This window comes from Nesterenkonia sp. HG001 (genome assembly GCF_034438835.1).
In the GTDB taxonomy this organism is placed as follows: Bacteria; Actinomycetota; Actinomycetes; order Actinomycetales; family Micrococcaceae; genus Nesterenkonia; species Nesterenkonia xinjiangensis.
On sequence record NZ_JAOSZD010000006.1, the window covers coordinates 58,368 to 80,708 of the forward strand.

Annotated in this window: 22 protein-coding genes; 7 read left to right on the top strand and 15 right to left on the bottom strand. The window is 69.3% G+C overall.

What is annotated here, in order from left to right; translation table 11 throughout:
• Nucleotides 1-92: 92 nt before the first annotated feature.
• Genes ODE13_RS11395 through ODE13_RS11405 form a run of 3 tightly spaced genes read right to left on the bottom strand, consistent with a single transcriptional unit; the run spans nt 93 to nt 4,172 of the window.
• Entirely contained in the window at nt 93-2,645 is a 2,553-nt protein-coding gene (locus ODE13_RS11395) for an FAD-dependent oxidoreductase (RefSeq protein ID WP_322479385.1), read from the bottom strand.
• The gene (locus ODE13_RS11400; RefSeq protein WP_322479386.1) at nt 2,629-3,924 is read right to left on the bottom strand and encodes an MFS transporter; all 1,296 of its coding nucleotides are present in this window, start codon (nt 3,922-3,924) and stop codon (nt 2,629-2,631) included. Before ODE13_RS11400 ends, ODE13_RS11395 begins: the two co-directional genes overlap by 17 nt.
• A gap of 44 nt (nt 3,925-3,968) precedes the next feature.
• Nucleotides 3,969-4,172 carry a hypothetical protein gene (locus ODE13_RS11405; RefSeq protein ID WP_322479387.1) on the bottom strand — a complete coding sequence of 68 codons (204 nt, stop codon included), beginning with the start codon at nt 4,170-4,172 and terminating at the stop codon, nt 3,969-3,971.
• Nucleotides 4,173-4,265: 93 nt separating this feature from the next.
• Between ODE13_RS11405 and ODE13_RS11410 the strand changes: the two genes are divergently transcribed.
• The 3 genes from ODE13_RS11410 (at nt 4,266) to ODE13_RS11420 (ending at nt 6,868) form a co-directional block, all read left to right on the top strand.
• Nucleotides 4,266-4,832, top strand: a complete 567-nt coding sequence (locus tag ODE13_RS11410; protein ID WP_322479388.1) for a TetR/AcrR family transcriptional regulator — start codon at nt 4,266-4,268, stop codon at nt 4,830-4,832.
• Nucleotides 4,833-5,220: 388 nt separating this feature from the next.
• Nucleotides 5,221-5,838 (top strand): nuclease PIN, encoded by a 618-nt coding sequence (locus ODE13_RS11415; RefSeq protein WP_322479389.1) that lies wholly within the window; start codon nt 5,221-5,223, stop codon nt 5,836-5,838.
• 10 nt (nt 5,839-5,848) lie between these two features.
• Nucleotides 5,849-6,868, top strand: a complete 1,020-nt coding sequence (locus tag ODE13_RS11420; RefSeq protein WP_322479390.1) for an inorganic phosphate transporter — start codon at nt 5,849-5,851, stop codon at nt 6,866-6,868.
• Nucleotides 6,869-6,915: 47 nt separating this feature from the next.
• Here the strand turns inward: ODE13_RS11420 and pstB are convergent, their stop codons facing one another.
• From pstB to pstS, 4 genes are all read right to left on the bottom strand, one after another.
• Nucleotides 6,916-7,695, bottom strand: coding sequence for a phosphate ABC transporter ATP-binding protein PstB (gene pstB, locus ODE13_RS11425; protein ID WP_179541596.1), 780 nt, complete (start codon nt 7,693-7,695; stop codon nt 6,916-6,918).
• 88 nt (nt 7,696-7,783) lie between these two features.
• The gene (gene pstA, locus ODE13_RS11430; RefSeq protein ID WP_322479525.1) at nt 7,784-8,935 is read right to left on the bottom strand and encodes a phosphate ABC transporter permease PstA; all 1,152 of its coding nucleotides are present in this window, start codon (nt 8,933-8,935) and stop codon (nt 7,784-7,786) included.
• 92 nt (nt 8,936-9,027) lie between these two features.
• On the bottom strand, nt 9,028-9,987 hold the full coding sequence (pstC, locus tag ODE13_RS11435) for a phosphate ABC transporter permease subunit PstC (protein WP_416210686.1): 960 nt from the start codon (nt 9,985-9,987) through the stop codon (nt 9,028-9,030).
• A 105-nt stretch (nt 9,988-10,092) separates the two neighbouring features.
• Entirely contained in the window at nt 10,093-11,223 is a 1,131-nt protein-coding gene (gene pstS / locus ODE13_RS11440) for a phosphate ABC transporter substrate-binding protein PstS (RefSeq protein WP_322479391.1), read from the bottom strand.
• Nucleotides 11,224-11,529: 306 nt separating this feature from the next.
• On the opposite strand from pstS, the gene ODE13_RS11445 reads away from it, so the two are divergent.
• Complete coding sequence (locus ODE13_RS11445; protein ID WP_322479392.1) at nt 11,530-12,045, top strand: amino-acid N-acetyltransferase; 516 nt, start codon at nt 11,530-11,532, stop codon at nt 12,043-12,045.
• Nucleotides 12,046-12,099: 54 nt separating this feature from the next.
• On the opposite strand, the gene ODE13_RS11450 is transcribed toward ODE13_RS11445, so the two are convergent.
• The 6 genes from ODE13_RS11450 to ODE13_RS11475 all read right to left on the bottom strand — a co-directional run bounded on the left by ODE13_RS11450 (nt 12,100) and on the right by ODE13_RS11475 (nt 17,765).
• A complete protein-coding gene (locus ODE13_RS11450) occupies nt 12,100-13,497 on the bottom strand; it encodes an FUSC family protein (RefSeq protein ID WP_322479393.1) in 1,398 nt (465 codons plus the stop codon).
• A gap of 99 nt (nt 13,498-13,596) precedes the next feature.
• Entirely contained in the window at nt 13,597-14,592 is a 996-nt protein-coding gene (locus tag ODE13_RS11455) for a YdcF family protein (protein WP_322479527.1), read from the bottom strand.
• Nucleotides 14,593-14,723: 131 nt separating this feature from the next.
• Complete coding sequence (locus ODE13_RS11460; protein ID WP_322479394.1) at nt 14,724-15,491, bottom strand: hypothetical protein; 768 nt, start codon at nt 15,489-15,491, stop codon at nt 14,724-14,726.
• A 586-nt stretch (nt 15,492-16,077) separates the two neighbouring features.
• Nucleotides 16,078-16,785, bottom strand: a complete 708-nt coding sequence (locus ODE13_RS11465; protein ID WP_322479395.1) for a DUF4232 domain-containing protein — start codon at nt 16,783-16,785, stop codon at nt 16,078-16,080.
• A 102-nt stretch (nt 16,786-16,887) separates the two neighbouring features.
• Nucleotides 16,888-17,322, bottom strand: a complete 435-nt coding sequence (locus ODE13_RS11470) for a low molecular weight phosphatase family protein (RefSeq protein ID WP_322479396.1) — start codon at nt 17,320-17,322, stop codon at nt 16,888-16,890.
• The gene (locus tag ODE13_RS11475; protein WP_322479397.1) at nt 17,319-17,765 is read right to left on the bottom strand and encodes a metalloregulator ArsR/SmtB family transcription factor; all 447 of its coding nucleotides are present in this window, start codon (nt 17,763-17,765) and stop codon (nt 17,319-17,321) included. Before ODE13_RS11475 ends, ODE13_RS11470 begins: the two co-directional genes overlap by 4 nt.
• A 265-nt stretch (nt 17,766-18,030) precedes the next feature.
• Here ODE13_RS11475 and arsB point away from each other — a divergent pair, with 265 nt between their 5' ends.
• The 3 genes from arsB to ODE13_RS11490 all read left to right on the top strand — a co-directional run bounded on the left by arsB (nt 18,031) and on the right by ODE13_RS11490 (nt 20,584).
• The gene (gene arsB, locus ODE13_RS11480) at nt 18,031-19,137 is read left to right on the top strand and encodes an ACR3 family arsenite efflux transporter (RefSeq protein ID WP_322479528.1); all 1,107 of its coding nucleotides are present in this window, start codon (nt 18,031-18,033) and stop codon (nt 19,135-19,137) included.
• A complete protein-coding gene (locus tag ODE13_RS11485; RefSeq protein WP_322479398.1) occupies nt 19,134-19,556 on the top strand; it encodes an arsenate reductase ArsC in 423 nt (140 codons plus the stop codon). Before arsB ends, ODE13_RS11485 begins: the two co-directional genes overlap by 4 nt.
• An 80-nt stretch (nt 19,557-19,636) precedes the next feature.
• Entirely contained in the window at nt 19,637-20,584 is a 948-nt protein-coding gene (locus tag ODE13_RS11490) for an A/G-specific adenine glycosylase (protein WP_322479399.1), read from the top strand.
• A gap of 39 nt (nt 20,585-20,623) precedes the next feature.
• On the opposite strand, the gene ODE13_RS11495 is transcribed toward ODE13_RS11490, so the two are convergent.
• On the bottom strand, nt 20,624-20,779 hold the full coding sequence (locus tag ODE13_RS11495) for a hypothetical protein (protein ID WP_322479400.1): 156 nt from the start codon (nt 20,777-20,779) through the stop codon (nt 20,624-20,626).
• 145 nt (nt 20,780-20,924) lie between these two features.
• Nucleotides 20,925-22,340, bottom strand: coding sequence for a DNA repair protein RadA (gene radA / locus ODE13_RS11500; protein ID WP_322479401.1), 1,416 nt, complete (start codon nt 22,338-22,340; stop codon nt 20,925-20,927).
• Nucleotide 22,341: the final 1 nt, after the last annotated feature.

The following is a 22,341-nucleotide window of genomic DNA, read 5'->3' on the forward strand; positions in this document are numbered from 1 at the left end:
TCGCACCGGCAACGTTGCCGGTGCGATCTCACAAAGCGTATGCAGATCCGGCGGCCCGGGACCGACGAGAAGTCCTCAGCACCCCTTCACCCTCACCCCTTCACCCGGCGGTGCTCCGGATCGAAGGGGGCCATCCGCCCCACGGCCAGCACCTCGGTCGGCAGCCGCGTCCCCAGATACTCCACCTGCAGCCGGGCGCCCTCCTCGGCGCGTTCCGGCGGCAGATAGGCCAGCATCACGTAGCGGCCCAACGACGGCGCCGGGCCCGCACTGGTGACATAGCTGCGCCGGCCGCGGGCATCCACCAGGGGCGAGCCGTCGTCGTCGAGCACCGGCTCACTGCCGGAAGGGAACCGCGGCTCAGCGGCGCCGTGCCCTGCAAGTGCGAGAGTGCACAGCACAGCGGCAGGCTCCTGGACCCGCGCCGCCAGGTAGGCGTCCTTGCCGAGGAAGTCCGCCTCCTTGACCTTCGGCAGCGCGAGTCCGGCCTCCACAGGATCACGGTCCGGGGTCAGCTCGGCCCCGAAGAGCCGGTGCGCCTTCTCCAACCGGCCGGTGGTGCCATAGACCCCGCCTCCGGCGGCGATGAGCCCCTGCGGTCGGCCGATCTCCCACAGTGCATCCCACAGCCGCAGGCCGTATTCCGCCGGAAGGTGAATCTCCCAGCCGAGATCGCCCACATACGAGATCCGCACCATCAGCGTCGGAACCCCGGCGAGCGCCACCTGGCGGGCCGTGCCGAAGCCGAACCCCTCGTGGGAGAGATCGTCATCGGTCAGCCCAGAGACGACGTCCCTCGCGCGCGGACCCCAGAGCCCGACGGCACAGGTCGCCGAAGTCAGGTCCTGGATCACCACGCGGCCGGCGTCGAGCTCAGCGGCCAGGTGCCGGCGGAACCAGGCGAGATCTCGGGCGCCGTCGGCGGCTCCGGTGATGACCCGGAAGTGCTGCGCGCCCAGCCGGACGATGGTCAGGTCGGCGCGGAATCCGCCGCGGGCATCCAGCAGCGGGGTGTAGATGACCCGTCCCACCGCACGGTCCACGTTCGCCACCGCCACCCGCTGCACCCCATCCAGGGCCCCGGGGCCGGAGATGTCGATGATGCTGAAGGCCGTGAGGTCGAACATCGCGGCCCGCTCCCGCATGGCCAGATGCTCAGCCTCGATGATCGGCGACCACCAGCGGGCGTCCCATTCATGGACCCGGTGCTCGATCCGGTCCGCGTACTCCTCCAGCAGGGGCGCATTGGCCGCGTACCACTGCGGCCGCTCCCAGCCGGAGACTTCGAAGTGCTCCCCGCCGAGTGCCTGGGTGCGCGGATGGAAAGGGCTGGTGCGCATCGGCCGGCTGCTGGCCCACTGCTCCCGCGGATGCGCGATCCCGTAGACCTTCGGGAAGCCCTCCGCCGCCCGGGCGCGCGCATGGCGCCGGGTCCGGGCGTGCGGCGGGATGCGAGTGATGTCGGCCCCGTGGACGTCCACCTCAGAGGCACCCTCGGTCATCCATTCGGCCACCGCCCGCCCGACGCCGGGTCCTTCCTTGATCCACACGGCCGCGGCGGACCACAGCCCACGGACCTCGGCGGTCTCACCCAGCAGCGGAGAGCCGTCCGCAGTGAGCGAGAGCAGCCCGTTGATCGCGTGGGTGACTTCCACACCCTGGCGCCCGTGCTCACCGAGCAGCTCGGGGTAGAGCTGTCGGCCGTGTGCCAGCTGCGGGGCGAAGTCCTGTTCGGTGAACGGCATCTGAGTGGGTGAGACCTGCCCGGGCGCACCCAGCGGCGGGATCTCGCCGGGCTCATGCAGAATGGGCCGGTGAGCGTAGGAGCCGAGCTCCAGGTCCGGGCCGCGCTGCCTGGCGTACATCCGGGCGTCCATGTCCCGGACCAGCGGCACCGAGATCCACTCCTCGGTGGCGGCAAGTTCCGGGATGGGGCCGAGGTCCATCATCTGATGCACGGCGGGCACCAGCGGGATGCTCGCTCCCGCCAGTGCGGCGATCTGTGGGCTCCACACCCCACAGGCGACGACGACGTGCTCAGCCTCCACCCGGCCCCTGCTGGTCTCCACGGCTCGGATGCGCCCGGGAGCGTCGACGTGCGGACCGGCGTCGACCTCGATACCGATGACCTCGGTGCGGTCGGCGATCTGCAGGGCACCCCGCTCGACGGCACGGCGGCGCATGAGCTGGCCGGCACGGACGGCGTCGACGATGGCCCCGGTGGGGGTGTGGAAGCCCGCCAGCAGCAGGTCTTCCCGGATGAACGGCATGAGCTCACGGATCCGTGCCGGGCTGATCAGCTCGGCATCCACGCCCCAGGCTGTCGCCGAGGTCATCCGGCGGCGGAGCTCCTGGAGACGCTCGGGAGTGCGCGCGACCTCGATGCCCCCGCATCCGGTGAGCACACCCAGGGCGGCGTACTGGCGCAGCGAATCGAGGGTGAGCTCGGTGATCTCCCGGGAGTGATCCACCGGGAACACGAAGTTCGAGGCGTGGTCGGTGGAGCCGCCGGGCTCCGGCAGAGGTCCTTTGTCGAGCAGCAGGATGTCCCGCCAGCCGAGCTCGGCGAGATGCCGGACGATCGAGCTGCCGACGATCCCGGCTCCGATGACGACGACGTGGGCACGGTCAGGGACGTTCTCCATCGCTCTCACCACCATTGCTGCGCGATGCCTGTGACCCGATCGTACCGCCGCATTCGGGAGACTGACCATGGCCCGGCCCACGGATGCGCTCATGCGAGGCGGCGGCAGGAGTCGAGGCGGGCACCGATGTGGGCACCGGAGGCATCAGCGCGCACAGCAGCGCCAGGCCTGCCGCGGCGAGGAAAGCCGTCCCCGCGTCGGCAGCCTCCATGACCCGTCCCAGCACCGCCCCGCCGACGGACTGCCCCAGAGCGAGCACCAGGAACGCCAGCCCGACGCCGGCGGATGGGTGCCCCGAGTAGACGGCCACCCCGTTGATGAGCAGCAGACCGGTCATGGCGATATAGGCGGCACCGAAGGCGGAGGCCGCCATCACCACGGGCAGAAGCTCTCCCGGCAGGACCCCGAACACAGCGGTGGCGGCTGCCAGGAGCCCTGTGATGAGGATCCAGGACCCCCGTGGACCCAGCCGCCTCACGAGGTCGCCGACACCGGCGCCCAGCAGCCCCGCGGCACCCAGGAGACTCCAGGTCAGCGTGGCGGCGACGTCGGAGATTCCGCCCACCTGCGTCATCACGTCTCGGCCGAAGACCCACACCGCCGTGGTGCTCATCCCAGCCAGACCCGCGCTGAGCAGCAGCCTCATCGCCCCGGGCGGCAGCAGCGGCGCAGGCACCAGCCGGCCTGTGGACCCGCGCGCAGCGGCAGGCGAGCCCGGAGTTCTCTCCTCCGGCTCAGTCCGCGAGTCAGGTACCACGCAAGCAGCCCAGACAGTGGTCGCCGCAGCGATGATCGTGAAGACCAGCCACGCGCCGCGCCAGTGATCCAGCGTCAGCAGCGCCACCGGCCCGGAGAGCGCGACGCCGAGCCCTGTGCCGGCGTTGATGATCGCCTGGACCCTGTCCTGGCGTCGGGCCTCGACACGTTTCGCCACCGCGAACGCGAGCGGCGGGGAGACCATTCCGGTGCTGGCACCGGCGAGGACCACACCGATGCTGAGCATCGCGGACCCCTGGGCCGTCCCGACCAGACCGATGCCGAGGGTCGCCGTGACACCGGCCATCACGGCGACGGTCCGCCCGCCCCATCGGGGGGCGAGCATCATGGCCGGGCAGATGGCCACACAGTAGGCCGCATAGCTCGCCGAACCGATGAGGCCCACCTGGGACCCATCGAGGTCGAACTCGGTGCGGAACACCGGCACGAAGAGACCGTAGGCGAAGCGAGCCAGCCCGTAGGACACGGCGATCAGCGCGAGGCCGGCAGCCGTCAGCTGCACTGTGCGGAGAGGCGCCAGAGGGGTCGGCGGCGCGAGCCCCGTGCTCACCGGGCGTCGCCGGTGGCGGAGCCCGGCCCCCGGTCCTCATCGCGAGACTCGGGGAGGACCCCGGGCCGTGTGCCGCTGCGGCGATGCTGCAGCCGCACCGCGCGGTCGGAGAGTGGCAGGCCGTGACGGACGGCGTTCGCCGAGTCCACGGCGAGCGCCACCTCCTCGCAGAATCTGAGAAGTCTGGTGAGCCTGTTCATGCAAGCACCTCCGATGCAGTAAGGGGTACACTGATCTGTGAAGTTTCCGCACCAGACTATGTATACAGATCTGTGAAATCAAGGACTGTCGCCATGACCCCTGCCGCGCTCGACATCGATCAGCTCACCCCCAGCGCCCGACGCATCCTCACCACCGCTGCCGACCTGTTCTACGACCGCGGGATCCACTCCGTCGGTGTCGACACCATCGCGGAGGAGTCGGGGGTCACGAAGCGGACGCTCTACAACAACTTCGGCTCCAAGGACACCCTGGTGGCCACCTATCTCGAGGCCCGGCATCACACCTGGTGGGCACGGCTGGAGCGCCGGATCGAGGCCGCCGAATCTCCCCGAGCGCTGACGCTGTTCGACGTCTACGCCGAGGACACCCTCACCGCCACCCGGGGCTGCGCCTTCCTCAACGCCGCCGCCGAGCTGCCCGTCGACCACCCCGGCTACGCGATCATCCGGCACCACAAGCAGGCGATCGAGGACCTCCTGCGCCGGGTGGTCTCAGCGGACGACCCCACCGCCTCCGCCGACCGACTGGCGCGCCACATGTTCCTGCTCCTCGAGGGAGCCTTCGCCCACCAGGGCATCCATGGGCCTGACCTGCTCTCCGAGGCTCGGGAGATCGCCCGCGACCTGCTCGAGCCGTGAACCGCCGGGGCCGATCACGCCAGGATCGACCCACCTGACGCGCCGCTCCTCACGAACCCGACACCTGAGTTTCCGGTTGACCTCAGGAGCATCCAGGGGCACACTGGGAATGTGCCGGGCTGCAGGTAACCCCCGGGCTCCAACTTGTAGCCACTTCGAGTGGCCACGCGCCGTGAGGCGTTCCCAGCCCGGCACTCCAAACCTCATATCTGACGTGCCCCGAGCGGGCGACGTCGTCGGGTCTGAACCCGCCGCATGCTCCGTCATACGGCGGGTTCTCCTGTGTCCGGGCCGGTCCGCGACCCGGCGTCCGCAACGATCGGTTCATCTTCCCGCTATACACTCTCCACGGACACCGCTGCAGGGGAGATCAGATGGGGAACACGGCATGATCGCACGACGAGGCCAGCGCCACTCGCAGGCGGTGGAGCTGCTCACCGACATCGGGCGAGAGGTGCGCACCGGCGTGAACCTGCTCTCCCAGCTGCTGGGCATGCCCGCCGCGGACCGGCGGCCGCTGCGCGATGAGCTGATCGGCCTGGAGGGCACGGCCATGGACCTCCACTTCAACCTCATGACGCATATCCGCAGCGTCTTCCTCACCCCGCTTCCGCGCGAGGACATCTACGCACTCTCGCGGCTGCTCAACCGCACCCTGGAGCACGTCGTCGCCGCAGGAGACCTCATCATCGCCCGGGAGAGCCTCACTCTCCCGCGGCAGAGCTCCGACCAGCTGGAGACCCTCGGCCGCCAGGTGGATCTGACCGTGGACGCCCTCGCCCGGCTCGACGACTTCGACCACCTCGAGGAGTACTGGATCCAGATCCAGCGGCTGACCAAGCAGGCCAACCGGACCCACAGGGAATGGCTGACCTCCAGCGACAGCGCCTTCCAGCCGAACATCGCCCTCCAGCAGGCGCAGATCGCCACCGCGATGCTGCAGGCGGTGGAGTCGCTGCGGAAGGTCAGCACCACCGCCGGATCGATCATGGTGCGGGAGTCCTGAGGCCGTACACGTGGAGATCCTGCTGCTCACCCTCATCGCCGTCGTCCTGATGCCGAATCTCTTCGTCGCCGGCATGCACGACGTCCCCAACTCCATCGCCATCCCCACGCGCACCCGGGCGCTGACTCCGCGCATCGCGACCCGCCTGGCCGCCGGAGCGAACGCGCTCGGGGTGCTGATGACCATCCCGCTGGGGGTGCACCTGTTCTCCTGGTTCGAGTTCCCGCAGATGGACCCCCAGATGATCCTCGGAGTGGTGCTGTCCGCGCTGATCTCCCTGCTGGGGTGGAACCTCTACACCTATTTCCGCGGCATGCCGACGTCGACCACGCACGCCCTGCTGGCCGCGCTGATCGGCGGGGCGCTGGCCTCGATGATGCTCGACGGGACCGACTCCACCGCCGTACTGCACCTTCCGTGGGCCGCCCCGCTCGCCACGCTGCTGCTCTCCCCGCTGGTGGCCTTCGGCCTGGCCTACCTGCTGGTGTTCCTCGCGGTGAGGGTCGCCCGCGGGGCCGACCCGGACACGGTCAATGAGACCAGCCGCACCGTCCAGGCGGTGTGCGCAGGCCTGACCAGCCTAGGCACCGGCCTGCAGCAGGGGCAGCGGTTCTCCTTCGTCCTGCTGCTCTCGCTGCCGGCCGCCGGGGTCTCCGACGCCGCCTCCTGGATGCCGACCGCCTATGTGGTCTTCGCACTGCTCATCGGGCTCGGCTGCCTGACCGGCGGCTGGCGAATCGGCCACATGTTGGGCCATCGCCTGGTCACCATGGACCCCATGCGCGGCATGGTGTCCACCACGACGACCTCGGCCCTGCTGTTCGCAGGCTCCCTGGCCATGGCGCTGCCGCTGTCGACGTCGCTGACTGCGGCCTCCTCAGTGATCGGCGCCGGATCCAACCAGCGCTTCGCCACGGTCAACTGGCCGCAGGCGGTGCGGCTCTTCGCCTACTGGGCGGTGACCCCGCTCGTGGTGGGCGGGGCCTCAGCAGTGCTGGTGCTGGCGATCTCCCCGCTGCTGGAGTTCTGAGCTCCGCGGCAGACGGCCCGCGAGCCCGGGGCCCGGCCGGCTCTCGGTCAGCCGAAACGGCCCGAGACGTAGTCCTCGGTGGACTTCTCCTTCGGGTTGTTGAAGATCGTGGAGGTGTCGTCGTACTCGATGAGCTTCCCGGGCTTGCCCGTGCCCGCGATGTTGAAGAACGCCGTCCGCTCCGAGACACGGGCCGCCTGCTGCATGTTGTGCGTGACGATCACGACCGTGTACTCGGCCTTCAGCTCCGAGATCAAATCCTCCACCGCCAAGGTGGAGATCGGGTCCAGCGCCGAGCAGGGCTCGTCCATGAGGATCACATCCGGCTTCACCGCGATCGTCCTGGCGATGCACAGCCGCTGCTGCTGCCCCCCTGAGAGCCCGGATCCGGGCTTGTCCAGACGGTCCTTGACCTCGTTGAACAGGTTCGCTCCGCGCAGGGAACGCTCGACGACGTCGTCGGCCTCCGAACGGCTCATCCTTGCTCCGTTGAGCTTGTAGCCGGCCAGCACGTTGTCACGGATACTCATGGTGGGGAACGGGTTGGGCCGCTGGAAGACCATCCCCACCATGGTCCGCACCGTCACCGGGTCCACTCCGGGACCGTAGATGTCGTCGCCATCGAGCAGCAGCTTGCCCTTGACCCTCGCACCCGGCAGCACTTCGTGCATGCGGTTGAGGCTTCGAAGGAACGTGGTCTTCCCACAGCCCGAGGGGCCGATGAACGCGGTCACCGACCGAGACGCGATGCTGATGCTCACGCCCTCCACAGCGAGGAAGTCCCCGTAGTAGACGTTGAGGTCCCGCGCTTCGATGCTCTTGGACATGTCTGGCTCTCTCACTCTCTGCGACGCCGGAGCTGTGCCCGGCCTGATGAAGGTCTGTTCTTCCCCCGCCCGCCACGAGGGCGGCGGGTCAGCGGCCGGACGTCTTCGGGGCGAAAACCTTGGCGATGAGGCGCGCGATGAGGTTCAGCAGCATCACGATGATGATCAGCACCAATGCAGCCGCCCAGGCCCGCTGGTGGGACGGATCGGAGAAGTTCGGTGAGGTGGGGTTCTGGAACTGGCGATAGATGTAGACCGGCAGCGCCGTCATCCACCCCGAGAACAGGTTCCAGTTCACGTTGACCACGAAGCCTGCGGTCACCAGGATCGGCGCGGTCTCGCCGATCACCCGGGCGATCGCCAGCGTGACGCCCGAGGCGATCCCGGATATCGCCGTCGGGATGACCACCTTGAGGATGGTCCGCCACTTGCGCACGCCCAGCGCGTAGGAGGCCTCCCGCAGCTCATTGGGCACCACGCGCAGCATCTCCTCGGTGGTGCGCACCACCACGGGGATCATCAGGACCGACAGCGCGATGGCCGCCGTGATGCCCATCGTGGAGCGCATCCCGCCGAAAGCACCGGTGAGCGCGCCGGCTGTAGAGAGGAACCACGCCATCGCGGCACCCGCGAACAGTCCTGCCACGATGGAGGGGATGCCCGTCATGACGTCCACGAAAAACGTGATGGCCCGTGCCAACGGGCCCCCTCGGGAATACTCCACCAGATAGATGGAGGTCAGCAGACCGATGGGCACCGAGATCACCGTGGCGGCCACCGTGATCAGCAGCGAGCCGACGATCGCATGGCTGATGCCGCCCAGCACGGCGGCTCCCTGCTCCTGGGACGCCTGGTCGATGGTCCCGTCGATGCCCCGCATGTCCGAGGCGAAGAAGCCGGGCTCGATCAGCCCGGGCAGGCCCACCGAGGTCACCGACCAGAGCACCGAGACCAACGGCAGCAGCGCGATGAGGAAGGCCAGGTGGACCAGGTTGGTCCACAGCCCGTCTGTGGCCTTGCGGCGATTCACGCGGGCCCGGGTGACCACGTAGCTGACCACTACATAGAGCACCGCGGTGACGATGAGCCACACGGCCAGCGAGAATCCGGTCAGCGCGGTGACCGCGGCCCCGGCGACCGCGGAGCCGCCCAGCACCGCGAGCGGCACCCATCGGGGCAGCGTGTTCTGGGTCAGCCGGCTGCGACGTCCCGCGATCCCGGCTGGCCCCTCGGGCAGCATCGGGGCGCCAGGGGTCTCCGCGGTCGCCGGCGTCGGCGTCGAGGCGTCCTCCGGGCGCGCCTTCTGTTGAGTGGGGTTTCTGGTCTCGGCCATCAGTTGGCTCCTGAGAATTCCTTGTGCCGGCTGACGATCCACCGGGCGACCATGTTCACGATCAGGGTGATCACGAACAGCACCAGCCCGATCGCGATCAGCTGCGCCTGTCGCTCCGAACCCGGAGGCGCCTCGGGGAAGCCCAGGGCGATCTCCGCGGGGATGGTGCTGTTGCCCGCTGAGATCAGCGAGGCCGACAACGGCCCGGCCGAGAGCACCAGGGCCACGGCCATAGTCTCGCCCAAGGCTCGTCCCAGCCCCAGCATGACTCCGGAGATGATGCCCGCCCGGGCGAAGGGGAACACCGACATCCTGATCATCTCCCAGCGCGTCGCACCCAGGGCCAGGGCGGCCTCCTCGTGCAGCTTCGGAGTCTGCACGAAGATCTCCCGGGAGACCGAGGTGATGATCGGGAGGATCATCACCCCCAGCACCACACCGGCGGTGAAGATCGTGCGACCGGTCTGCGACGGCGCCTCCCCGAAGAGCGGGATGAAGCCCAGGTGCTCATGCAGCCACCTGTAGATCGGCACCAGCGCCGGACCGAGGAAGCTCATGCCCCATGCCCCGTAGACCACCGAGGGGATCGCCGCCAGCAGATCGATCACATAGCCGATCGACTTGGACAGCCGCGGCGGGGCGAAGTGCGAGATGTAGAGCGCGACGCCGACCGCCACCGGGGTGGCCAGGACCAGCGCGATCGCCGAGGCCACCACGGTGCCGATCACCAGCGGGTAGGCGTACTCGACGAACGCCTGGACGATGAACCCCTGCTCCTCCTGATAGACCGCCCCCGTGGAGTTGACCGTCAGGAACAACGCCACGAAGGCCAGCACCACCAGGATCGCGATCCCGGCGGACAGCGCCAGCCCGGAGAACAGCCGATCACCGAAGACACCGCCGGAGTCAGAGGTGGTCAGCGAGTTGTGGGCGTTCTCCCCGCGAGGAACCGCTGCCACAGCGCCGCCGGGCGTCGTCGTGCTCGGCGGCGAGGTGGAGGTGCGTGACTCATCAGAGCCGGCCACAGGATCTCCCATCAGGGTGTCGGGAATGTTCCGGAGATGTCACTCGGTGACGCGGATCTGGTCGATCGCCTCGAGAGCCTCGTCGCGCAGCTCGTCAGACATCGGGGCGTTGCCGGCCGCCGACTCCGCGGTGCTCTGACCGTCCTCCGAGACCACGTACTCGCCGAAGGCCTGCACCAGGTCGACGGTCTCCTGGTCCTGATACTCGTTGCAGAAGATGTTGTAGGCCACCAGGACGATCGGGTATGCACCCGACTCCTCGGTGTCGCGGTCCAGCTCGTAAGACATGTTGTTCGGGGCCTGGCCCTCCACCGGGGTGGACGACGCCACGGCCTGCGCGGCAGCCTCGGGCGAGTACTCGACGTACTCCTCCCCCACCTCGACGGCCACGGAATCCAGATCCCCGATCTGCGAGGCGTCGGCGTAGGTGATCGCGCCGTCGGTCTGGGTGGTCAGGTCCACCACGCCGGACGTCTGCTGGGCAGACTCGGAGGAGACGTCTGCAGGCCAGGAACCGTCGGCCTCCCACTCCCAGACCTCCGGCGCTGCGGCCTCGAGGTACTCGGTGAAGTTCTCCGTCGTGCCGGAGTCGTCGGCGCGGTGCACCACGGTGATCGGCGTGTCCGGCAGGTCCACGTCCGGGTTGTGCTCCGCGACGGCCTCGTCGTCCCAGCTCGTGATCTCCCCGGCGAAGATGCCCGCGAGAGTCTCGGCGTCGAGGTTGAGCGACCCATCGATGCCCTCCACGTTGTACGCCGCGGCGATCGGCGAGATGTAGGAGGGGATGTGGAAGGCACCGTCAGGGCCGCAGATCTCCTGGGACTGTTCCCATTCGCCCTCGTCCATCGCGGCATCGGAACCGGCGAAGTCATACTCCCCGCCGAGGAAGCCTTCCCTGCCGGAGCCGGACCCCACCGAGGCGTAGTTGACCTGCGCGTCCGGGGCCACGGAGGTGAAGCCGTTGGCCCAGGCGGTCATCGCCGCCTCCTGGGCGGACGAGCCTCCGCCGGAGAGCGTGCCCTGAACCTCCGAGGTCTCAGCGCCGTTCTCACCACCAGTGCCGGCGTCTGCGTCATCCCCGCCGGGGTTGTTCGACTCACCACAGGCGACCAGCGCCAGCGAAGCCACGGACAGGATGGCCGCCGCGCGACCGAAACGATGAAGCTTCACAGTGTCCTCTCTCAGATGTCGACTCCGGCGTGGAGCGTCTCTCCGCTCCAGCACCGGACCCCTCGCGGTGCCAGGGAGGCCCGGAAGGTGTCAGGGGTGTCAGCTCAGGTCCACGACCCCGCACCGGCACAGGTGAACGGCACAGTGCTGTCGCGGACCGAGTGTCAGGCTAGGGACCTCAGATGACGAGAACCGCCGCGGCAGGTGACGACGACGCGCGGATTCGATGAACGCTCGGTGAACCAGCGCGCGGCGAGCAGCGGCACCGAGGGAGGCTCCGTGGCCGGCCGGACTTAGACTGGACTGATGAGCTCCAGCGACTCGTTCAGCATCCGCCCCGCCCGCACCGCGGACGTGAAGCGCATCATCGAACTCACCCATCCGCTGGTGGAACGACGCGTGCTGGTCCCGAAGGAGAGGGTGTCCTACTTCGAGTCCCTCCAGGAGTTCCAGATCGCGGAGTCCGAGGACGGCGTCCTCATCGGCTTCGGAGCCCTGCACGTGATGTGGGAGGACCTTGCCGAGGTGCGCACTCTGGCCACCCGGGACGAGTGGCGCGGCCACGGCGTCGGCTCGGCGCTGCTGCACCGGCTGCTCGACGACGCCCGCCAGCTCGGCGTCAGCCGCGTGTTCTGCCTGACCTTCGAGGAGGAGTTCTTCGTCCGGCACGGCTTCTCCGTCATGGAGAACCAGGACGCCGTGGACCCGGAGGTCTACTCCGAGCTGCTGCGCTCCCAGGACGAAGGCGTGGCCGAGTTCCTCGACCTCGCGCGGGTGAAGCCCAACACCCTGGGCAACTCCCGGATGATCCTGCAGCTCTGAGCGGCCCGGGCCGCGCAGACCATGCCGGCGCATGCCGGCGCAGGTCGGCACGGCTCAGCGAGGACGCTCGGTGTCGGGGTCCTCACCCTCTGCGGGTGGCGTCGTCTCCGTGGCTTCCTGCTGAGAGGCGGGGGCGCCGTCGTCGTCCTCCTCGAAGTGCTCGCGAGACCACTCCCCCTGCCGTTCTGCCCTCCGCTCCGCACGCCCAGCTCGACGCTCGGCCTTCACGATCCGGATACGGCCGGTCAGCGTGTCCCGGTGCCCCAGCGCGGGCAGCAGCTCCTCGGCCTCCTCATGGGTCAGACCCGCCGCCTCCATGACGTCGACGATCATGGTGCGCAGCATCAGCACCACCGACTCACCCTCGAGGGTGTGGATCTCCAGGCGCGTGGGATGCAGCCGTGTGGCCACGGCCGAGAGCCCGTGCTGGGCCACCTCCATCCGCTGCGCCGAGGCCGGCCCCGACTCCGACACCGCCCGGGAGAGCAGCTGGACGGCGTCCGCGAACTCCTCCAGCAGGGAGGAGAGACTCTCCGTGGCCTCATCGGTGAGCGAGGCGTTGTCCACCATGGAGACGGCCCGCCGGGTGATCACCCGCATGGAGCGCACCGCCAGGTCCATCTTCTCTGTCAGCCGGCCCATCCGCCGCACGTAGTGCCGGTGCCGCCGGTAGGCGGGCGAATATCGGGTCAGCTCCTCCGCCGAGGCGACCGCCGCTACGGCGTCGTCGAGCTGGGACTGGATGCCCCGGCAGCGGATCAGCGCGTGCCACGCCTCCCGGGACTCTGAGGTGCGGATCGCCTTCGCCGTCTCACGCAGCGCCCGGGTGAGGTCATCGACCACTCGGCGCAGCTCACGGATCGGCTCCCGGCGCGGGTCCTTCGGGGTCAGCAGAGCGATCAGCATGGCCACCGTGCCCCCGAGGACCGCATCCGCACTGCGCGAGAAGGGACCCAGCAGGCCCCCTTCCGGGGCCGGGATCAGCACCACCAGCAACGCCTGCAGGCCCATCTGCATGGCGAGCAGGGATGAGTTGTCCAGCAGCCGGGCCAGCATGATCGAGACGAAGAGCACGAAGGACGCCGTCAGCAGACCCGCCCCGAAGAAATGCAGCACCAGGTCTCCGATGAAGATGCCCAGCGTGCAGCCCAGTGCGACCTCCACGACCTTGCGCAGCCGCGGCTCCTTGGTGAAGCCGAGGGCGATCAGCGCGGCGACGGCGGCGAAGAGCGGGCCGTCATGACCCAGGAGCGTCTCGGCGAGCGCGAAGGCGCCGACCCCGGCGACCGTCATCTGCAGGGCCGGGACCACCGAACGACCAGCCCGCACCCCACCGGCGCGGACACGCGCCGTGGTGACGCGACGGGCGGTGCGCACGCCGTGCCGCAGGTAGGCGAGCAGGCCCGACCGGCGAGGTTCGGCGGGGTCCGGGGCGTCCGAAGCTGTGCTCACCCTCCGAGTCTAGGGGGTCGAGGGCAGGCGATCAGGGGGTATGTGGCCCGTGCCATGCCGGGCGGCGGGAGACCAAGAGGCGAACGCGGGCTGAGCCGCTCATCCCTGTGCCAGCGCGGCCATCAGCACCAAGCCGGCGAACGCGAGGAACGGCAGGAACAGCACCGCATGGAGGAAGAGGTGCCCGCGCATCACCGCGATGAACTCGCGCAGGAAGGCACTGGGCACGTAGTAGCGGGCTGTCTTGGAACCGGTGACCTCAGCACGCAGCCCGGCCTTCCTGGCCAGCAGCGCCGCGCGGAGCACATGGTAGTTGTTGGTGACCGCCAGGAGCGCCCCGGAGCGACCGGCGTCCTCCTGGATCTGTTGGGCGAACCGCAGGTTCTGGGCCGTGCTGACCGCCTCGGTCTCGGCGATGACATCCTGAGCGGGCACACCCTGCTCACGCAGATACTCCGCCATGGCGGCCCCCTCGGCGCGGGACTCGTCCGGACCCTGTCCGCCGGAGGGAATGAGCAGCGGCTTCGGCTCGGTGTCCCGGTAGACCTCCAAGGCGCGGTCCAGGCGGGCGCGCAGCAAGGGCGGCACCTGACCACCGATCAGCCGGGAGCCGAGCACGACGAGCGCCGCCGGATGCTCCCGGTGGGTCATACGGCCATAGGCCAGCGCATAGCTGAGGAAGATCACGAAGGCCACGCTCACGTAGCCGGTGAGCAGGAAGAGCAGCGCCGCCAGCGTCACCAGATACGGATTCGCGGTGCCGACCAGCAGCACCGCCACCACCGGCAGGATCGGGATCGCCAGGCCGGCCAGCAGGGAGAGCATGTTGCCCAGGCGGCGGCCTTCACGGCGCAGCATGGTGATGCCGTTGGCGATGAGGAACCAGCACAGCACCACCACACTGGCCGGAAGCAGCAGCACCAGTGCCAGCGACACCAGGCCGAATCCCGGCACCACGCGGGAGAAGATCTCCAGGATGCCGAGCAGCCCGCAGCCGAGCGCCCCGACGAGGAACACCCCGTTGCGCAGCATGCGCCGGTCGCGTCTGCGGAAGAACAGGTAGAGGGCGCCGAAGCCAGCCGCCAGGATCAGCATGAACACGGGGATCAGCCTAGCGGGAGGAGCGGAGCGGGCCTGGGGGACAACTGCACCACAGAATCACGTCTGCACAGCCAGATCTCGTGGTGCAGACGTGATCTTGGGAGGCAGGACGCACCGACCAGCGATCACCGGGCACGAGGCACTCCGGCCTGCAGCAGCTTCCGACGGAGCCGCTCAGGCCGCAGGATGTCATCCCAGATGATCCGGACGACGACCAGGCCCAACGCTCGAAGCCCGTCCTCGCGGTGTTTCTCCGCCTCGAGGGCATCCACCGGGCTCACCCCGCTGAGCTCCTGGGACCTCCGGTACTTGACCATCCCGTCGAACTCCGCGACGACGCCCTCCCAGGCGAAGTCCGCACGCACGCGCCGCCCGTCGGGCAGAACGAACTCACGCTGCAGCTCCGGGGCGTGGAAGCCCAGTTCCCGGATCAGGGCTCGTACCGCGGACTCCCCCGGGGACTCGGCGGCAGGGTCGGCGAACTCCACTGCCCGAGCCCACCGTGCCCGTCGGCGGTGCGTGCGCAGATACGGCTCCCACTCGACGAAGTCGTCCAGCGCGAGGGTCCGCTCGGAGGTGATCCGACCCGCCAGCACGGCGTCCAGGATCACCGCCGCCTCGGCCAGGGAGGACTCCGCTACGGTGTCCAGGACGGAGAAGGCAAGCGGTTCGACATCGACCCGTTCGGGAACTCCCCGCAACCACGGATGCACCACGAGGCCCAGGGAGTCCTGCGGCACCGCATACTCCCCTGCCCGGATCCTGAGCTGCAGATCCTCGCGACCGGCTCCTTCGGGCAGCGCGGCTCCGAGGCGACGGAGGGGGATGGGCTGCAGGTCACGGCCGCCGAGAGGTCTGCCCCGGGCAGCGGCCGGAGCCTGGTGGTCCGCCAACAGGCGAGCGACGACCGCGGCGTCGGCCGTCCCCGTGAGGGGACCCGTCCTGCGGCGCCCCACACGTCCACGACGGGCTTCCCGGATCGTGATCTCTCCCGGAGTGCGGAGCAGAGGGACACCCCACAGTGCGAGCGCCGAGCTGCGACAGAAAAGTGGTGAGGCTGCGGCTGCCATCGCGCCGAGAGCCATGAGATGCCGCTCCCACGGCGGGGCGCTGAGCCACGGCCCAGGCTCGATGTATACGCCATGGGCCAGGCGCAGCATTTCGCCACGACGCACAGCCGTCGACCACCTGTTGCTCCGATGGGCCCGCTCCTGATCGGGCTGATCCCCGACGCAGTGCAAGCGCACGGAATCGCGTGGCTCGGATCTGACAGCGTGCGTGACCATGCCTTCCACTCTGACCGATTCTGGGTGTGGGTGCGGCCGAGTCCGGGAACCCTGTGGAAAACGCCGTCCTGCACACCGACATCATGTCTGCACAGCCAGATCTCGTGGGGCAGACGTGATACCGGGGTGCAGAACGGACAGGGAGGCCGGGTCAACGAGGCGTGGCGCAGTGGCACAGGGCCGACCGCCGCCCTCAGTCCAGCGTGAACCGGTGGGGGTCCGAAGTGATGCCGCCGATGCTCACCGTCAGCTCATAGGTGCCCGACTCGAGCTCCGCAGGCTCCGTGCAGGTCTCCGATGAATCCGAACGGGGCCAGGTCAGCTGCGCCCGCTCCTGCTGACCAGGTTCCATCGTCAGCTCATAGGAGTCGCCGTCGTCACCGCACTGCTCCGTGGTGAAGACCTGCCGGCCCGCATGGGAGATCTCGAACTCCTGCTCGGCAGTGCCGACGTCGAGGGTGCACTCCTGTGCACCGGTGTTCTCCACGGCAAGGATCAGCACCGGCGCCACCGTGGCGCCATAGGTGTCCTCGTCGGTGGCGGCGGTGACGCGGACGTCCCCGGGCGCGCAGGACCCGTCCGAGTCCTCGTCCTCCGGCTCCTCGTCCCCCGTGTCCTCCTCGTCCTCCGCGTCCTCCGCGTCCTCCGCGTCCTCTGAGCCGTCACCGTCAGGGTCATCGGTCTCGGAGGCCTCACCCTGGGCCGACTCCCCCGCGGGGTCGGTCTCCTGCGCCGTGGGATCGTTGGGGTCCTCGTCGACGAACAGCGCGAAGATCGCCGCACCGGCCCACCAGAGCCCCACCAGGACGATCACCGCGAAGGTGCCCACGACGAGTCGCCGCCTCCGGTACACCGCGGCGGACTGGCGCCGGGGCGTGCGTCGGGGACGGGGGGAAGCCATGCGCACCAGGGTATCGCCGGAGACTGGACATCAGGCGCCGACGTCGCCCACTCACCGATGTGATCTTCACCCGGCAGTGACCAGCGGGGAGACCGCCGGTTCTCAGCCGACGAGCCGCTCGGCCAGCTCCTTCACGCGGTGGTGGATGTCCTCGCGGACCAGCTCCATGCGCTCTCGGCCCTCGATGCCTCGCAGGCTGGGCTCATCGGTCTCCCAGCGCTCCACCAGCACGCCTTCGGGCTGCGGCACCTGGGCCTCGGCACCGAGGATCACCACGTGTCCGGCTTCGCGCATCATGTCCTCGGTGAGCAGCTGCGGCGTCTCCGCGGTGATGTCGACGTCGACGTCCTGCAGCACCTCGGCGGACAGGGCGTTGACGGCCGAGCCGGGCTGCGTGCCGGCGGAGTCCACCCGGACCGCCGACGCCGCACCGACCGTTTCGAGCTCGCGACGCATGAGTCCGGCGGCCATCTGGGACTTGCCACCGTTCTTCACACAGACGAAAAGCACTGCGGACGAGGTCTCCGGCTGGGTCACGGGGTCTCCATTTCGCGCGCGGGGGCGGGAGCGGTCGCGGCGGGCGCTGCAGGGGGCACGATCCGGTGGCCGACGGCGTGGGTGATCTCCTGCAGCCGCTCGGCCACCACGGCGTAGTAGGACCACACACCGCGCTTCTCCCGGGTGAGCAGACCCGCGTCGACGAGGATCTTCAGGTGGTGCGAGACAGTGGGCTGCCCGAGGCCCAGCGGATCTGTGAGGTCACAGACGCAGGCCTCACCGCGGGCGTCGGCGGCGATGAGGGAGAGCAAGGTCAGTCGGTTCGGATCGGCGAGGGCCTTCAGCTGGATGGCCAGCTCGACGGCGTCCTCGGACGCCAACCCAGGGACGCCGGGCTGCGGCGCACAGCAGGCCGGTCCGTCCTCCGCGGCGACCTCGGTCGAGACGGCAGGATCACGATGCGCGGTGGGCGAGAGGGTCATGGCTGCTCCGGAGGCTGCTCAGGGCTTGGTTGAGCGTTCAGGTCGGGGACGACGACGGCGCCACGTCATCAGCGAAGTCTGACATTGACATCTGTCGATGCCTCTGACGATACTCGGGGCATCGATGTTTGTCGATACCTTTCCGCACCCGCCTCCATCCGATCACAGGAGCATCGTGTCCCAGACCACCACCCCCGGCAGCTCCTCCCCAGGAAACCCCGCACCCGCCCCGCCGGACGCGTCCGGCGTCGTCGCGAAGCTCTCGATGCTGGACCGATTCCTGCCGGTGTGGATCATCGCCGCGATGGTCGTCGGCCTGGCGCTGGGCGCCGTCGCCCCCGGCTTCGGGGAGGCGCTGGAGTCCTTCAAAGTCGCCGGAGTCTCACTGCCGATCGCCCTGGGTCTGCTGATCATGATGTACCCCGTGCTGGCGAAGGTCCGTTATGACGAGACGGCGAAGGTCATCGGGGACCGGAAGCTGATCATCACCTCGCTGCTCATCAATTGGCTGCTCGCCCCGGCGTTCATGTTCGCCCTCGCCTGGATCTTCCTCCCGGACCTGCCCGAATACCGCACCGGACTGATCATCGTCGGCCTGGCGCGCTGCATCGCCATGGTGCTGATCTGGAACGACCTCGCCTGCGGCGACCGTGAGGCCGCCGCCGTGCTGGTGGCCATCAATTCGGTGTTCCAGGTGGTCATGTTCGGGGTGCTCGGCTGGTTCTATCTGCAGCTGCTGCCCAGCTGGCTGGGCCTGCCCACCACCAGTGCGGAGTTCTCGATCGTCGCCATCACCGTCTCGGTGCTGGTATTCCTCGGCATCCCGCTGGTCGCCGGCTACCTCACCCGCACACTCGGTGAACGGACCCGCGGCCGAGACTGGTACGAGGGGACGGTCCTCCCGCGGCTCGGGCCGTGGGCGCTCTACGGTCTGCTGTTCACCATCGTGGTGCTCTTCGCCCTGCAGGGCGAGCAGGTGCTGGCCCAGCCGATGGACGTCGTGCGGATCGCGCTGCCGCTGACCGTCTACTTCCTGGTGGTCTTCGCCGCCTCGATGCTGATCGGCTGGATCCTGCGGCTGGGCTACGAGCGCTCCACCACACTGTCCTTCACAGCGGCGGGCAACAACTTCGAGCTGGCCATCGCGGTGTCGATCGCCACCTTCGGCGCCACCAGCGGCCAGGCGCTGGCCGGGATCGTCGGCCCGCTGATCGAAGTCCCTATCCTGGTCGCGCTGGTCTACGTGGCGCTCTGGGCCCGTCGCTGGTTCACGACGTCGACGCCGAGCGCCCTCGTCGCCGCAGACGCCACCACCACCAGCACCCCCACCAGCACCCCCACCACTGCAGAAGCATCCGAGAGGACCCGATGATGACCCGCGAGAACCACAAGCCCACCGTCTTGTTCGTCTGCGTCCACAACGCCGGCCGCTCCCAGATGGCCGCCGGATTTCTCCGGGAGATCGCTGGAGGCGACGTCGTCGTGCACTCCGGCGGCACGCAGCCGGCGGACCAGGTGAATCCGGTGGCCGTGGAGGCCATGGCCGAGGTGGGCATCGACATCTCCGCGCAGGTGCCCGACCAGCTCTCCCCGTACACCGTCCAGGAGTCGGACGTGGTGGTCACGATGGGCTGCGGCGACGACTGCCCGTTCTATCCGGGCAAGCGGTATCAGGACTGGCAGCTGGACGACCCGGCCGGCCAGGGCATCGAGACGGTGCGGGCGATCCGCGACGACATCCGCTCCCGGGTGGAGGAGCTGGTGGGATCATTGCGCCCCGCGAAGGCCTGAGACCGACCACCGGCTGACGGGGGGCGGGCAGGCCCAGCCCGGCCCCGCATCCCCTCCGCAGCTTCCGTAGAATCGCAGGGATGCCTCTGCCCCTTGCCGATGACGCCCTCGCCCCGCCCATCCCTCCAGCGCCCGAGGACGTCCACAGCCGGGTGATCGACTGGTTCTCTGAGGCCGCCCGGGATCTGCCGTGGCGTCGACCGGAGTGCACCCCTTGGGGCGTGCTCGTCAGCGAGATCATGCTCCAGCAGACTCCGGTGGTCCGCGTGCTGCCCCGCTGGGAGGACTGGATGCACCGCTGGCCGACGCCGAACGCCTGCGCGGCGGCCCCGCAGTCGGAGATCCTCACCGTCTGGGACCGGCTGGGCTACCCGCGACGGGCGCTGCGGCTGCAGGCGGCGGCGGAAGCGATCGTGGAGCGCCACGACGGTGCGGTCCCTGCGGACCCGCAGGCGCTGCGGGCCCTGCCCGGCATCGGCGAGTACACGGCGGCCGCGGTGGCCTGCTTCGCCTTCGGGATCCCGGAGGTCGTGGTGGACACCAATATCCGCCGCGCCCACGCACGGATCTTCACCGCCGCGGCGCTGCCCGGCCAGACTTATACGGCCGCCCAGCGGCGGCTCGCCCACGATCTGATGCCCGCCACGGACGACGACGGCGGACGACGCGCCTGCGCCTGGAACGCCTCCACCATGGAGCTCGGGGCGCTGATCTGCACGGCCAGGTCCCCGCAGTGCGCGATCTGTCCGGTGGCGGATCTGTGCGCCTGGCGGGCGGCGGGTTCACCTCCCCCGACGGAGGAGCAGAAGACCCGCGGCCAGGCCTGGGCCGGGACGGACAGGCAGGTGCGCGGGGCGATCATGGCGGTGCTGCGCCGCGGTGAGCCGGTGGAGGCGCAGGCCCTGCTGACAGGGCTGCCGCTGGCCGAGGCGTCGGACGAGCAGCGCCGCCGGTGCCTGGAGACCCTGGTGGCCGACGGGCTCGCACAGCGCCGCGGCGACGTCGTCACCCTGCCCGGGGTGCTGTGACATGAACGGATGCGCCTCGTGAAGGAGGCCTTGCCGTGGCTAGCGGTCCATCTCCTCACTCACCGCTGACATCAGGAAGAGCTGAAGAAACAGGGTGGCGATGATCATCGTGAATGCGGGCACCAGCAGAACGTAGGGGTCCTTGAGGAGAACTGCAGCGCTCAGCCCAGGAACCGTCAGCGCGACGGTGGCCACGTAACGGTGAAACCTGCTTTGTATGTTCATCGCTCCTCCTCACTGACCTGTGGCCCGACACCTTATCGGCCGAAGACACACAGTCAACCCCCTCCTGGAGCTGCTCACGCTGCGGCGGCTGCTCCAGCACGAGGCCCCGCGCCAGCTAGTTCTGTGACGCCGGCGCCTCGCCGCCGTCGAGCAGCAGCCCCATCGCCTCGGGCAGGGAGCCGATCTCGCGGACCCTCATCCCTTCGGGGATGTCGCTCTTCTCCGCGCCGCGGGGAACGATCGCGTGGGTGAACCCGAGCCGCTGGGCCTCCTGGAGCCGGCGCTGCAGCCCCGGCACCGGACGCACCTCACCAGCGAGGCCGACTTCGCCGAAGGCGACAAACCGGTTAGGCAGCGGCTTCTCGAGCGCCGCCGAGGCCACTGCCAACGCGATGGAGAGATCCGCCGCCGGTTCGGTGATCTTCACTCCGCCCACCGTGGCCACATAGGTCTCCGACTTGAACAGCGTGGCCAGCCGGGCGCGCCGCTGCAGCACCGCCAGCAGCATGGACACCCGGGGCGAATCCAACCCGGAGACCGCCCGGCGCGGCTGCGAGGCCGGGGACTCGGCCACCAGGGCCTGCACCTCGGCGGTCAGCGGGCGCCGTCCCTCCAGGGTGATGGTGATGCAGGTGCCGGGAACCCGATCCGTCAGCGCGGAGACGAAGAGCCCGGACGGGTCAGCCAGGGACGTCAGGCCCCCCTCGTTCAGGTCGAAGCAGCCGACGTCGTCCGTGGGACCGTAGCGGTTCTTCACTGCGCGGAGCAGCCGCAGGCGAGAGTGGCGGTCTCCCTCGAACTGGCAGACCACGTCCACCAGATGCTCGAGCATGCGCGGCCCGGCGATATTGCCATCCTTGGTGACATGACCGACCAGGATGGTGGCCATGTTCCGACGCTTCGCCGCTTCGATCATCGAGGCGGTGACCTCCCGGATCTGGGTGACGCCCCCCGCGGCGCCGTCCACCTCGGCGGAGGAGAGCGTCTGCACCGAATCCATGATCGTCAGCTGCGGGGAGATCTGCTCGATCTGCCCGAGGGCCTGGCCGAGATCGGACTCCGCAGCCAGGTAGAGGCTGTCGGACATCGCCTCGATACGTTCGGCGCGCTTCTTGACCTGCGCAGCCGACTCCTCCCCGGTCAGGTACAGCACCGGATGGTCCGTGTGCGCCTTCGCCACCGCGGAGGCCACCTGCAGCAGCAGGGTGGACTTCCCGACACCGGGCTCCCCCGCCAAGAGGATCACCGCCCCGGGCACCAGCCCGCCGCCGAGCACGCGATCCAGCTCTCCGATGCCGGTGGCGCGGAACTCCGCGACCGAGGCGTCGACGTCGCCGATGGCCTGGGCTGGGGCGGCGAGGTTGGAGGCGGCCGTGGTCCGGGCTGTGACTTGACCCTTCTCCTGGACCGTGCCCCAGGACTGGCACTCCGGACAGCGCCCCACCCATTTCACGGTCTGCCACCCGCATTCGGAGCACTCGAAGGTGGGGGCGTTCTTCCCCTTGCTGCGACTGGTGGTGCGGGTGGCCATG